This window comes from Alloalcanivorax sp. C16-1 (assembly GCF_046507805.1).
GTDB lineage: Bacteria > Pseudomonadota > Gammaproteobacteria > Pseudomonadales > Alcanivoracaceae > Alloalcanivorax.
This window is the reverse complement of the sequence record NZ_JBKFTK010000004.1, coordinates 167,649-180,644: the sequence shown is the minus strand read 5'-3', so window position 1 is coordinate 180,644 and position 12,996 is coordinate 167,649. Positions and strand designations below refer to the sequence as shown.

Below are 12,996 nucleotides of genomic sequence, written 5' to 3'. Positions count from 1 at the left end.
ACCCCTCGCCATGACCTCCGCCCCCTCGCGCCCCGGCTTTCCCGGGCTGTTCTTCGTGCTCAACTACCTGCTGCTGCTGGCGGTGGGGCTGTACATCGCCCATGGCCAATGGCTGCCGCCGGAGGACGGGCCCGCCGCCCTGTTCGTGGCCGCCGCCCTGGTGGGCTACACCGCTCTGTACCTGCTGCCCGCCTGGCTGCTCAGCGTGCTCTGGCATCGCTGGGTGGATCCCCGCACGGCGCGCGGGCTGGCGGTGGCCCTGGCCTCCGCCACCCTGTTGTTGCTGCTGGTGGACAGCCAGATTCATCGCCTTTACGGCTTCCACATCAACGGTTTCGTCTGGAATCTGCTGATCACCCCCGGCGGCATCGACTCCATGGGCGGCGGCGATGGCATGACCCGGACCGTGGCGCTGATCGCCCTGGCGGTGGTGGGGTTGGAGGCAGGGCTGATGGCCCTGGCGCGGCGTCGGCCGCCCCTGTCCCTGCGCTGGCGCCGGGTGCTGGCGCTGCTGCTGTTGTGCATGGCCGGTGAGCGGGTGGCCTACGGGCTCAGTGATCTGGAGGCTTACCGACCGGTGCTCAACGCCGCCCGCGCGGTGCCGTTCTACCAGCCGGCCACCTTTGAGGGCCTGGCCCGGGATCTGGGCTATACGCCGCCGCCGCGAACCGAGCTGTCGGTGTCCGCCGACGGACCGCTCGACTACCCGCTTCACCCGTTGTCGGTGCCCGCCGATGCGCCGTCGCCCGACATTCTGGTGCTGGTGGCGGAATCCCTGCGCGCGGACATGCTGACCCCGGAAATCATGCCCAACCTTTGGCGCTTCGCCGAGCGCCACGGGCGCCGTTACACCGACCATATGAGCGGCGGCAACGGCACGCGCATGGGTATTTTTTCGCTGTTCTACGGCCTGCCGGGCAACTACTGGTTTCCGTTCCTGGAAAGCCGCCGGCCGCCGGTGCTGATCAGTGAACTGCAGCGCCGGGACTATCGTTTCGGCCTCTACACCAGCGCCCGCTTCAGCTATCCGGAGTTCGACCGCACCGTGTTCGCCTCGGTGCCGTCCTCGGCCATGGTCAGTGACGATCAGGGCCCCGGCTGGCGCCGCGACCGGCGCAATGTGGACCGGCTGCTCGACTTTATCGGCGGCGACCGGACGCGACCGTTGTTCGGCTTTATGTTCTTCGAATCGCCCCATGCCCGCTATTACTTTCCCGAGGAGAGCGTCATCCGTCCGGATTACCTGCGCGAGCTGAACTACGCCACCATGGACGTGCAGCGGGACATGCCGGGCATCTTCAATCGTTATATCAACGCGGTGCACCACCTGGACCAGCAGCTGGGCAGGGTGCTGGACCGGCTGGAGCGCGACGGACGTCTGGACGACACCCTGGTGGTGATCACCGGCGACCACGGCGAGGAATTCATGGAACACGGCCGCTGGGGGCACAACTCCGCCTTCCACGACGAGCAGGTGCGGGTGCCCCTGGTGGTGGCCGGCGCCGGCATCACCCCGGCGGTGGTGACGCGGCCCACCAGCCATCTGGACGTGGCGCCGACCCTGCTGCGGCGGCTGGGGGTGACCAATCCGCCCGCTGACTTCGCGGTGGGCGTGCCCTTGGAGCAGGCGCGACCGGACCGCTACCGGCTGGCCGCCAGTTGGGACGCGGTGGCCTACCTGGGCCCGGACTACAAGGTGGCGATGCCGATGAACGCCGGCGGCCTTGGCGAAATGACCGTGGCCCGGGCCGGGGACGAGCCGGCGGTGGACGCGGACGCGGTCATGGTGCGCGTGCGTGACCGGCTGGCCCGGGTGCTGAAAGACATGTCCCGTTTCTATCGGCGGTGACGGCCCCGTGATTTGAGGGCCCGGGATTTGCTATACTCTGCCGCCCAATTTTTGAGCAACGCGCTGAGCAGAGTTATGTCCGAGGCCGCAACCCCGATCACCCCACCCGAACCCCTCCAGCGGCGCGCCGTGGCGCTGGTGTCCGGCGGGCTGGATTCCATGCTGGCGGTGAAGGTGATGCAGGAGCAGGGCATCCATGTGGAAGGGGTGAATTTCTTCACCGGCTTCTGCGTGGAAGGCCACACCCATGCCATCCGCAAGAAGGATCAGGACAAGAACAAGCGCAACAACGCCCTCTGGGTGGCCGAAAAGCTGGGCATCAAGCTGCACATCGTGGATATCTCCGAGGAGTACAAGGATGTGGTGCTCAACCCCAAGCACGGCTACGGGGCCAACCTGAACCCCTGCCTGGACTGCAAGATCTTCATGGTCAACCAGGCCACCCTGATGCTCAACAAGGCCCGCGAGCTGGCCGGCGAAAAGGGCTTCGACTTCATCGTCACCGGTGAGGTGGTGGGCCAGCGGCCCAAGAGCCAGCGCAAGGAAACCATGCCCATCATCAGCAGCGAGTCCGGCGCCGACGACCGGCTGCTGCGGCCGCTGAGCGCGCGTAACCTGCCGGAAACCCTGCCCGAACGCGAGGGCTGGGTGGACCGGGAACAGCTGTTCGACTTCTCCGGCCGCAACCGCAAGCCGCAGATGGCCCTGGCCAAGCGCTTCGGCCTGGAGGAATACGCCCAGCCCGCCGGCGGCTGCTGCTTCCTCACCGACGAGTCCTACTCCAACAAGCTGGCCGACCTGTGGCGCGCCCGCAACGAGCGCCGCTATGAGCTGGACGACATCATGCTGCTCAAGGTGGGCCGCCATATCCGCCCGGCGCGGCACTACAAGCTGATCATCAGCCGGGAAGAGGGCGAGAACCGCTTCCTGGAAGGTTACCGCTACCAGTTCACCAGCCTGACCACGGCCAGCTGCCCGGGGCCCCTGGCCCTGGTGGACGGCAAGTTCGAATCCGACGACGAGCTGCGCCAGGCCGCCGCCATCGTGGCGCGCTACTCCAAGGGCCGCGGCGACGACCAGGTGGTGGTGGAAGTGAAGGAGCCCGGTGGCGTGGCCCGGGAGGTGGCGGTGGCCCCGGCGCGGCCGGATCAGATCCCGCTGGCCTGGAATGTGGGCTGAACCATGACCGATACCATTCATGATCTGGACGTGCGCCGCCAGCTGTGCCCCATTCCGGTGATCAAAACCCAGAACCGGGTGAATCAACTGGCGCGGGGGGAGGTGCTGCGGGTAACCTGCACGGACCCCGGCGCGCTCAACGATATTCCCGCCTGGTGCCGCATCAACGGCCACGAAGTGCTGGAAACGCGGCGTGAGGACCACGAGGTGGTGATCACCCTCAAAGTGGGGGAGCCTTCGGTTGCACTGTAGTGGTGCTCACATTTTGATGTGCGCACCAATTTAGTGCTTTGTGGCCCCGGCCAGGGCACTTTACGCCCCGGATGGCCGGGGATGCGCCAAAAAAGGGCTGGCACAATAATTGCTCTCCCTATTGGCGTGCAGGCCCAGGTGGCCGAGAATACCGGTTTTTCGCGTGTCCGCGCCGCGGCGGCGAGCAGCCAGAAACATACCCGTTCCAGGAGGACGCTCAACAATGTCTGAAAAGACGCTGAAACTGATCAAAGACAACGACGTGAAGTGGGTGGACCTGCGTTTTACCGACAGTCGTGGTAAGGAGCAGCACGTGACCCTGCCGGTGGGCGAAATCGACGACGATTTCTTCCAGGACGGCAAGATGTTCGACGGCTCCTCCATCGCCGGCTGGAAAGGCATCAACGAGTCCGACATGATCCTCATGCCGGAAGACGAAACCGCGGTTCTCGACCCGTTCACCGACGTGGCCACCCTGAACCTGCGCTGCAACATCGTTGAGCCCGCCACCATGCAGGGTTACGAGCGCGACCCGCGTTCCGTGGCGCTGCGCGCCGAGGAATACCTGAAGTCCACCGGCATCGCCGACAGCGCCCTGTTCGGTCCGGAGCCGGAATTCTTCGTGTTCGATTCGGTGCAGTGGAAGTCCGACATGTCCGGCTCCATGTACAACATCTACTCCGAAGAAGCGGCCTGGGTGTCCGCCGATGAGTTCGAGAAGAACAACATCGGTCACCGTCCGGGCGTGAAAGGCGGCTACTTCCCGGTACCCCCGGTGGACAGCCTGCACGACCTGCGTGGCGCCATGTGTGCCGCCATGGAGCAGATGGGTCTGGAAATCGAAGTGCACCACCACGAAGTGGGCACCGCCGGCCAGTGCGAGATCGGTGTGGGCGCCAACACCCTCACCAAGAAAGCCGACGAAGTGCAGATCCTCAAGTACTGCGTGCACAACGTGGCCCACGCCTACGGCAAAACCGCCACCTTCATGCCCAAGCCGCTGATCGGTGACAACGGTTCCGGTATGCACGTGCACATGTCCCTGTCCAAGGACGGCAAGAACCTGTTTGCCGGTGACGAGTACGCGGGCCTGTCCGAAGAAGCGCTGTTCTACATCGGCGGTGTGATCAAGCACGCACGCGCCCTGAACGCCTTCACCAACGGTTCCACCAACTCCTACAAGCGTCTGGTGCCCGGCTTCGAAGCCCCGGTAATGCTGGCGTACTCCGCCCGTAACCGTTCCGCTTCCATCCGGATTCCGTGGGTGAGCAACCCGAAAGCGCGTCGTATCGAGACCCGCTTCCCGGACCCGTCCGCCAACCCGTACCTGTGCTTCGCCGCGCTGATGATGGCCGGCCTGGACGGCATCAAGAACAAGATCCACCCGGGCGACGCCATGGACAAGGATCTGTACGACCTGCCGGCGGAAGAAGCCAAGGACATCCCGACCGTGTCCCATACCCTGACCATGGCGCTGGACGCCCTGGAACAGGACAAGGAGTTCCTGATGGCCGGCGACGTGTTCACCGAGGACATGCTGGACGGTTACATCCAGCTCAAGCGCGACGAAGTGGAGCGCCTGAACATGACTCCGCACCCGGTCGAGTTCGACATGTACTACAGCTGCTAAGCTCCGGCGACGCAGTCACGAAAAACCCCGCTCCGGCGGGGTTTTTTTATGGTCCGTCGCGGTGAAACCACCACGCCCTCCGGCCGGATTTGTGGCGCCGGCCCTTTTTTCGGAGGCCGCCAGCCCGCAGAATCGAACCACTACCGCACCGTACCCGGGGAAGGATCCATGAGCACCAGGCAGATTCTCGCAGCCGTTTCCATGTTGATGGTGGCCGTCGCCGCGCCGGCCCGGACCGTGGACGCCGATGTGGACCGGCCCGGCGAAGGCGGTGGCGCCATCTATCGCACCGTGGACGAAAACGGCAATGTGCTGTTCACCGACAACCCGCCGGACAAGGGCCGCGCCGAACCGGTCCAGGTCGGCCCGGTGAACACCATGGAGGGCCGCCGGGAGGCGTTGCCGGTGCTGGCGCCGGACCAGCCGGAACCGCGGGAAGACACCACGGAACCGGCGCCGGCGGACGCCGGTTACCGGGCCCTGCGCATCACCACCCCGGCGGACGGCGCCACCGTGCGCATGCCCCAGGACAATCCGGTGGCGGTGCAGGCCAGCGCCGAGCCGGCCCTGCTCAACGGTCACCGGCTGGTGATCCTGGATAACGGCCAGCCGGTGGACGGCGGCGCGCTGGATTTTCCCAACCCCGGTCCCCACCGGTTGCAGGCGGTCATCGAGGACGAAAACGGTCGCCGCCTGATCACCTCCTCCCCGGTGACGCTGCATGTGCACCGCACCAATATCGACAGCTCCGGAAAGGCGGGCGGTGGCAGCGCCTTTCCCACCCGCGCCGGCTCCGCCCAGCGCGGTGACGCCGCCGGCCGGGCCGGCGCCGCCCGTTCCGGCGGTGCCGCGCAACGGGGCAGCGGCGCCGCCCTGGGCAGTGGCGCCCAGCGCGTCACCCGCCCCGCCAAACCCTGATTGCACTAAATCGGTGCATTGTTCGCGCCGACTTTCTACACTGCACCGGTACGACCCGCCGGGTCGCCCGCTGACGGGGCCGCGAGCCCCGTTCCGGGTGGCCTGATAATTGCTTATGCCCTGTTATGGGCCGAATGATGAATACCGAAACGGTGCTGCAGAAACGATTGCTCGACCACCTCCGCACCGCGGTGATGATGCTCGACGCCGACCTGCGTGTGCGCTACCTGAACCCGGCGGCGGAAATGCTGCTGTCCACCAGTGCCGCCCGGGTGCTGGGCCAGCGCCTGCCGGACTATTTTTTCGATGACGAGGACGCCCGGGGCGCCCTCAAACAGTGCATCGAGGAAGGGCACCCCTTTACCCGACGGGAAGCGCGGCTCAACGTGGCGCCGGGCCAGCAGGCCATGGTCGACTACAGCGTCAGCCCGATCCACGAGCCCGGGCAGGCCATGGCGCTGCTGATCGAAATGCAGTCCCTGGACCGGTTGTTGCGTATTACCCGGGAGGAGGGCCTGATCCACGCCCACCAGGCCACCCGGGCACTGGTGCGCGGCGTGGCCCACGAAATCAAGAACCCGCTGGGCGGGATTCGCGGCGCCGCGCAATTGCTGGAGCGCGCGCTGCCGGACCCGGAACTGGCGGAATACACCCGCGTGATCATCGACGAGGCCGACCGCCTGCGCTCGGTGGCCGACCGCATGCTGGGCCCGCGCAAGCCGCCGGCGTTCGCCCCGGTGAATGTGCACGAATGCCTGGAGCACGTGCGCCAGTTGCTGCTGGCCGAATATCCGCAAGGCGTGGCCCTGGTGCGCGATTACGACGTCAGCCTGCCGGACGTGACCGCCGACCGGGATCAGCTTATCCAGGTGCTGCTCAACCTGATGCGCAATGCCATGCAGGCGCTGCTGGAAGCCGGCACCGAGAATGCCCGGGTGGTGATGCGCACCCGCGTGCTGCGCCAGTTCACCATCGGCTCCCAGCGCCACCGGCTGGTGCTGCGCGTGGACATCGAGGACAACGGTCCCGGCATCCCCGAGGATCTGCAGGAAACGATTTTCTATCCCATGGTCAGTGGCCGGGCCAACGGCTCCGGGCTGGGGCTGTCCATCGCCCAGTCGATCATCAGCCAGCATCAGGGCCTGATCGAATGCGAAAGCGTGCCCGGACGCACCCTGTTCAGCCTGCTGCTGCCCATGGAACCGCTGGATACAACGGAGAGTAATGGATCATGACGGCAACCATTTGGGTGATCGACGATGATCGTTCCATTCGTTGGGTGCTTGAAAAAGCGCTCAGCCAGGAAGGGTTCCAGCTGGCCTGTTTCGAGGACGCCGACGAAGCGCTGAACCGGCTGGACGAAGGTGCCGCCGAACCGGACGTGCTGATTTCCGACGTGCGCATGCCCGGCACCGACGGCCTGCGCATGCTCAAGATCCTGCAGCGCAACAACCCGACTCTGCCGGTGATCATCATGACCGCCCACTCCGACCTGGATTCGGCGGTGGCGTCCTACCAGGGCGGTGCCTTCGAGTACCTGCCCAAGCCGTTCGACGTGGACGAGGCGGTGGCGCTGGTCAAGCGCGCCATCAAGCATCGCCAGGAGGCGGAGCAGGAAGTGGCGCCCGCCGCCGAGGAGACGCCCACCGAGATCATCGGCGAGGCGCCGGCCATGCAGGAGGTGTTCCGCGCCATCGGCCGCCTCAGCCACTCCAACGTGACGGTGCTGATCAACGGCCAGTCCGGCACCGGTAAGGAGCTGGTGGCCCGCGCCCTGCACAACCACTCCATGCGCCGGGAAAAGGCGTTCGTGGCCCTGAACATGGCGGCGATCCCCAAGGACCTGATCGAGTCCGAGCTGTTTGGCCACGAAAAGGGCGCCTTCACCGGCGCCAACAGCCAGCGGGTGGGGCGCTTCGAGCAGTCCAACGGCGGCACCCTGTTTCTGGATGAAATCGGCGACATGCCACTGGAGGCCCAGACCCGGCTGCTGCGGGTGCTGCAGGAAAACGAATTCTACCGGGTGGGCGGCACCACGCCGATCCATGTGGACGTGCGCATCATCGCCGCCACCCACCAGGACCTGGAAAAACTGGTTCGCGACGGCGACTTCCGGGAGGATCTGTTCCACCGCCTCAACGTGATCCGTATCCATATCCCGAAGCTGGCCGAGCGCCGCGAGGACATTCCGCGCCTGGCCGGTTACTTTCTGCAGCATGCCGCCAGCGAGCTGGGCGTGGAACCCAAGGTGCTGCACAAGGACACGGAAAAATATCTGGCCGCCATGCCCTGGCCGGGCAACGTGCGGCAACTGGAGAACACCTGCCGCTGGCTGACGGTGATGGCCTCCGGCCGGGAAGTGCTGGTGGACGACCTGCCCCCGGAGCTGCGGCAAAGCGCCAGCAAGCCCATGGAAACCGGCGGCGACTGGCTCAAATCCCTGCGCCACTGGGCCGACCGGGCCCTGGCCCGCGGCGACCGTGGCATTCTCGATCAGGCGGTGCCGGCCTTCGAGCGCACCATGATCGAAGTCGCCCTGCAGCACACCGGTGGCCGCAAACGCGACGCCGCCGCGCTGCTCGGCTGGGGCCGCAACACCCTGACCCGCAAGATCAAGGAACTGGACATGGAGGCGGAGTTCAGCGGCGACGATTGAGGCATCTGGCCGGTGGGCCTTGGGGCCGTTAAGCTGGACCGACCCTGTCCACGGATGCCGTTTCCATGTCGTTGTTTCCTCCCCTCGAACCCTATCACCGTGACTTTCTGGATGTGGGCGACGGTCACCGCCTCTACGTGGAACAAAGCGGCAATCCCGATGGCCTGCCGGTGGTGGCGCTGCACGGCGGCCCCGGCGGCGGCAGCTCGCCGCTGCTGCGCCGCCTGTTCGACCCCACCCGTTTCCGCATCGTGGTCTACGACCAGCGCGGCGCCGGACGCAGCCAGCCCTATGCGGGTACCGAGCACAACACCCTGCCGCACCTGGTCGATGACCTGGAGCGCCTTCGCGAACACCTGAACGTGCCCCGCTGGGAACTGGTGCTGGGCGGCTCCTGGGGCGTGACCCTGGCGCTGGCCTACACCCAGGCGTACCCGGCGTCGGTGGCCGGGCTGGTGCTGCGTGGCGTCTTTCTCTGCCGCCAACAGGACATCGACTGGCTCTATACCGCCGAAGGGGCGGGCCGCTTCTACCCGGATCACTGGCAACGGCTGATTGACGCCCTGCCGGAGGGCGACGGGGATCTGATGCACCGCTATCACCGTGCCCTGAGCGGCGCGGACGGCGACCCGGACGGCGAACGGCTGGCCCGCGAATGGACGCTCTGGGAGGCGCGCCTGTCCAGCCTGACGCCCCCACCGGCATTGAACGTGGACCATAACGCCCGGGCCATGGCCCGGCTGGAAACCCATTACTTCGTCAACGGCGGCTTCCTGGACCGGCCGCTGCTGCCCCGGGCCCATCAGATCCAGTGTCCGGTGGAAATCGTGCACGGCCGCTACGACATGGTCTGCCCGCCGGAGCAGGCCTGGCTGTTGCATCAGGCGCTGCCGGACAGCCGCCTGCACTGGGTGGCGGCGGCGGGGCACTCCAGCGCCGAGCCGGCCATCAGTCAGGCTCTGGTGCGCTCGGTGAAGGCGCTGACTGCCCGGGCGGCACGAGCAGCATCAGATAATCGTAGCGCGCGTTATACACAGGAATCGTAGTGAGTTTGGGATCGTCGCCTTGAAACGACACCCGCGCTTCCAGGCGGCGCCCTTCATACAGACGCAGGGTGTTGTCCAGGCGCTCCAGGCGCCAGGGCGGACGTACGGTGAGCCGCAGACGGGCCTCCGGCCAGAGCGCCAGCTGGATATCGCCGATCAGCGCGTCCGCCGACAGGCGCGCGGGCAGCCTGGGGGTGCGACTGATTTCGCTGCGACCCGGGCTCTGCTCATAGCTCAGCACCGCCTCGCCGTCGTCGTCCAGCAGGGTGATCCGCGTGCGCTCCGGCGTCAGTGCCAGCGACACCCGATAATGCACGGTGCGGCCGTCCAGCCGTATGGTCAGATCGCGCTGGAAGTCTCGGTACTCGCCGAACGCCGGCGCCAGCGGCCGGGGCGCGGCGTCGGGGCCGGCCCACAGGGCGCAGCCGGCGAGCAGCAGTGTCAGCAACAGGGGCAATATTTTCATAGCGGGTTTAATACAGCACAATCGCGGGCCTTCATACAGGGGAAATCATGAAACTGCTTTTGCAGCGCGTACGCGAGGCCCGGGTGGATGTGCACGGAGAAACGGTCGGTCGGATCGGGCCGGGGTTGCTGGTGTTCGTGGGCGTGCAGAAAGACGATGACGAGCGCGCCGTGGCGCGGTTGGCGGAACGGCTGGTGGGCTACCGGGTGTTCAGCGATGAACAGGGCCGCATGAACCGCGATGTGCGCGAAGCCGGCGGCGCGCTGCTGCTGGTCTCCCAGTTCACCCTGGCGGCGGACACCGGCAAGGGCCGCCGGCCGTCGTTCTCCGGCGCCGCCGAACCGGCCCGCGCCGAGCAACTCTACGAGGCGCTGATCGCCGCCGTCGAAGCCCGGGGTGTCACCGTGGCGCGCGGGCGGTTCGGCGCGGACATGCAGGTCCATCTGGTGAACGACGGGCCGGTGACCTTTCTGTTGGAGTTGTGATCAAGGTCCGCTGGCTTTTTGTTGCCCGACATTTTTTGCGTCGAAGCCATATTGCAACCTTATGACCCTTCTTTATGATGAAGGCTCGGCTCCCGGGGAACCCGCATGGGGAGCGTATGGATAACATTTTGATAACAGGAGACTGACCCATGAAAAGAGCTTTTCTGGCTGCAGCACTGCTTGGTGCTTCCTTTTCCGCCCACGCCGTGGCACCCGGTGGTCCCGGTTGTGGTTGGGGTAACCTGATTTTCGAAGGCAAGTCCGGCGCGCCGGTGCACCTGCTGGCGACCATCGTCAACGGCACCTCCGGTAACGCCACCTTCGGCATGACCAGCGGTACCAACGGCTGTGACACCAGCGGCGCGCTGACCTACTCCGGTGAGAGCCTGCTGAGCATGAACGGCGTGCTCGAGGAAGTGGCTCAGGACATGGCCACCGGCGAGGGCGAAGCCCTGACCGCGCTGTCCGTTTCCATGGGCATCTCCACCGAGGACCGTACCCACTTCAACGGTCTGATGCACGACCACTTCGCCGCCATCTTCCCGCACCAGGACGTGAGCGCCGCCGAAGTAATGCAGAACATCACCGCGGTGATGCAGCAAGACCAGAAGCTGGCCAAGTACGTATAAGCTCGCTTCATCGGGCCCGCCCTTCCTGAAGGGCGGGCTTTTTCGTCTCTGTTTTCCCGGAAAACCTCATGCGTTTCGCGCTGCTGTGCGTGGTTGTGCTGTTCTGTGCGCCGGCCTGGGCCGATAACCTGGAAACCCTCGCCGAGCACCCCCGCTGGCGGGCGCTGTTGCACATCAATCCCGGTGCCACCCTCCGTGACCGCCACCGCAGTTACGTGGACGACGACGCTTTCTTTCTCGCCGAGCGCGGCGCCGACGATCCGCTGGAGGAATTGCGGGCGTCCGTGGTCGCCCTGCGGCCCGACGATGCCGAGGCGCGTTGCCGTTTCCCGGCCCGCTATCGTTTTCTCGCCGAACAGCTGAACTGGCGTGACCGGACGCCGTTCAGCCATTGCGCCGAATACCAGGAGTGGCGCGCGGCGGTGCACGCCAAGAGGGCGGTGCTGGTATTCCCCGCGTCCTACCTGAACAGCCCATCCTCCATGTTCGGTCACACCCTGATGCGCCTGGATCAGGGCGAGGACGGCGCCGTGTGGCTGTCCTGGGCGATCAACTTCGGCGCCGTCACCACCGAGCAGGACAACTCCCTGTTCTATATCTACCGGGGTCTGGCCGGCGGTTACCCGGGCCGGTTCAACCTGGTGCCCTATGTTCAGAAGATCCAGCAGTACTCCAATATGGAGAGCCGCGACATCTGGGAATACAGCCTGGACCTGAACCAGCAGGAGATCGATTGGATGATCGATCACCTGTGGGAACTGAAGGACATCAACTTCGATTACTACTTCTTCGACGAGAACTGCTCGTTCCGCCTGCTGGAGCTGGTGGAGGTGGCGCGGCCGGGCAGCGGCCTGCTCGATGAGCTGCGGTTCGCCGAACTGCCGGTGAACACGGTGCGTGCCCTGGATCGGGAGGGCCTGGTCACCGAGCGACATTACCGGCCTTCCAAGGAGCAGGAGATGAAGGCGTTCAGCGACCGGCTGGATGACCGGGAACGGGCCCTGGCGCGGGCCCTGGCGGACGATCCTTCGGTGGCGGAGCAGGCGGACTTCCAGAGCTATGCGCCGGCGCGCCAGGCGCTGATGGCGCACACCGCTTACCGCTATGTGCGCTTCGTGAACCGCAAGGCGCAGCGTTCCGAGGACGTGGCCGGCCGCTCCTTCGCGTTGCTCAGCCTGATGAACCGGCTGCCGACGGTGGTGGACCCGACGCCGGCGGAGCGGGTGCCGCCGGAGCAGGGCCACGGTTCGCAGATGCTGGCGGCCGCCGGTGGGCAACGGGGCAGTGACGATTTTGGCGAGTTCACCTACCGGCTCACTTACCATGACCTGTTGGACAATAACCGGGGCTTTCTGTCCGGCGCGCAGATCCAGGGTCTGGGCATCACCCTGCGCAGGACCGAATCACAGGCCGTGGACCTGGAAGCCCTGGACGTGGTCAGCATTCGTTCCCTGGCACCCCGCGACCGCTTTTCCAAGCCGTTGAGCTGGTACGTGGAAGGGGGGCTGGAACGGGCCTGGGCCGGGCGCCGGCGCCTGGTGCGCTATGTGCAGGGCGGCGCCGGCGGCAGCTGGCGGCTGGGGAATCTGCAGCCCTATCTGCTGGCCAGCGCCCGGGCCGAGAATAACAGTGATTTCGCTCCGGTGATCACCACCGGTGGCGGCGCCGAGGCGGGAATCCTGTATCATGCCGGGCGCTGGCAGTGGCAGGCCGGCGGCGCCGGCCACTACTTCGCCAATGACGTCTACCGCCATCGGTCCACCCTGGCGGTGCAGTACGCACTCACCCGCCAGCAGGGTCTGCGCGCCGAAGTGGAGCGCGAAGGCTGGCGCGGCGACAGTGAAACCGAATTCAAACTGCAGTGGCGCTGGTATTACGACTGATTG

12 protein-coding genes are annotated in these 12,996 nt (G+C 66.1%); 11 read left to right on the top strand and 1 reads right to left on the bottom strand.

What is annotated here, in order from left to right; translation table 11 throughout:
- Positions 1 to 10: 10 nt before the first annotated feature.
- The 8 genes from ACLD0W_RS14610 to pip all read left to right on the top strand — a co-directional run bounded on the left by ACLD0W_RS14610 (position 11) and on the right by pip (position 9,530).
- Positions 11 to 1,849, top strand: coding sequence for a sulfatase-like hydrolase/transferase (locus ACLD0W_RS14610; protein WP_410308215.1), 1,839 nt, complete (start codon positions 11 to 13; stop codon positions 1,847 to 1,849).
- A gap of 75 nt (positions 1,850 to 1,924) precedes the next feature.
- A complete protein-coding gene (locus ACLD0W_RS14605; RefSeq protein ID WP_410308214.1) occupies positions 1,925 to 3,028 on the top strand; it encodes a tRNA (5-methylaminomethyl-2-thiouridylate)-methyltransferase in 1,104 nt (367 codons plus the stop codon).
- Between the two features lie 3 nt (positions 3,029 to 3,031).
- Entirely contained in the window at positions 3,032 to 3,280 is a 249-nt protein-coding gene (locus ACLD0W_RS14600; protein ID WP_410308213.1) for a sulfurtransferase TusA family protein, read from the top strand.
- 223 nt (positions 3,281 to 3,503) lie between these two features.
- Positions 3,504 to 4,910 carry a glutamate--ammonia ligase gene (gene glnA / locus ACLD0W_RS14595; RefSeq protein ID WP_410308212.1) on the top strand — a complete coding sequence of 469 codons (1,407 nt, stop codon included), beginning with the start codon at positions 3,504 to 3,506 and terminating at the stop codon, positions 4,908 to 4,910.
- A 168-nt stretch (positions 4,911 to 5,078) separates the two neighbouring features.
- Positions 5,079 to 5,828: a DUF4124 domain-containing protein gene (locus tag ACLD0W_RS14590; protein WP_410308211.1), complete on the top strand. Its 750-nt coding sequence runs from the start codon at positions 5,079 to 5,081 to the stop codon at positions 5,826 to 5,828.
- Between the two features lie 137 nt (positions 5,829 to 5,965).
- Positions 5,966 to 7,063, top strand: a complete 1,098-nt coding sequence (gene glnL, locus ACLD0W_RS14585) for a nitrogen regulation protein NR(II) (protein ID WP_410308210.1) — start codon at positions 5,966 to 5,968, stop codon at positions 7,061 to 7,063.
- Positions 7,060 to 8,484, top strand: a complete 1,425-nt coding sequence (gene ntrC, locus ACLD0W_RS14580; RefSeq protein WP_410308209.1) for a nitrogen regulation protein NR(I) — start codon at positions 7,060 to 7,062, stop codon at positions 8,482 to 8,484. Before glnL ends, ntrC begins: the two co-directional genes overlap by 4 nt.
- Before the next feature lie 65 nt (positions 8,485 to 8,549).
- Complete coding sequence (pip, locus tag ACLD0W_RS14575; RefSeq protein ID WP_410308208.1) at positions 8,550 to 9,530, top strand: prolyl aminopeptidase; 981 nt, start codon at positions 8,550 to 8,552, stop codon at positions 9,528 to 9,530.
- Here pip and ACLD0W_RS14570 read toward each other — a convergent pair.
- Complete coding sequence (locus ACLD0W_RS14570; protein ID WP_410308207.1) at positions 9,433 to 9,996, bottom strand: DUF3261 domain-containing protein; 564 nt, start codon at positions 9,994 to 9,996, stop codon at positions 9,433 to 9,435. The genes pip and ACLD0W_RS14570 overlap by 98 nt on opposite strands.
- Positions 9,997 to 10,043: 47 nt before the next feature.
- On the opposite strand from ACLD0W_RS14570, the gene dtd reads away from it, so the two are divergent.
- From dtd to ACLD0W_RS14555, 3 genes are all read left to right on the top strand, one after another.
- Positions 10,044 to 10,481: a D-aminoacyl-tRNA deacylase gene (gene dtd, locus ACLD0W_RS14565; protein WP_410308206.1), complete on the top strand. Its 438-nt coding sequence runs from the start codon at positions 10,044 to 10,046 to the stop codon at positions 10,479 to 10,481.
- 149 nt (positions 10,482 to 10,630) lie between these two features.
- Complete coding sequence (locus ACLD0W_RS14560; RefSeq protein ID WP_410308205.1) at positions 10,631 to 11,110, top strand: DUF3015 domain-containing protein; 480 nt, start codon at positions 10,631 to 10,633, stop codon at positions 11,108 to 11,110.
- 68 nt (positions 11,111 to 11,178) lie between these two features.
- Positions 11,179 to 12,993 (top strand): DUF4105 domain-containing protein, encoded by a 1,815-nt coding sequence (locus tag ACLD0W_RS14555; protein ID WP_410308204.1) that lies wholly within the window; start codon positions 11,179 to 11,181, stop codon positions 12,991 to 12,993.
- Positions 12,994 to 12,996 lie beyond the last annotated feature (3 nt).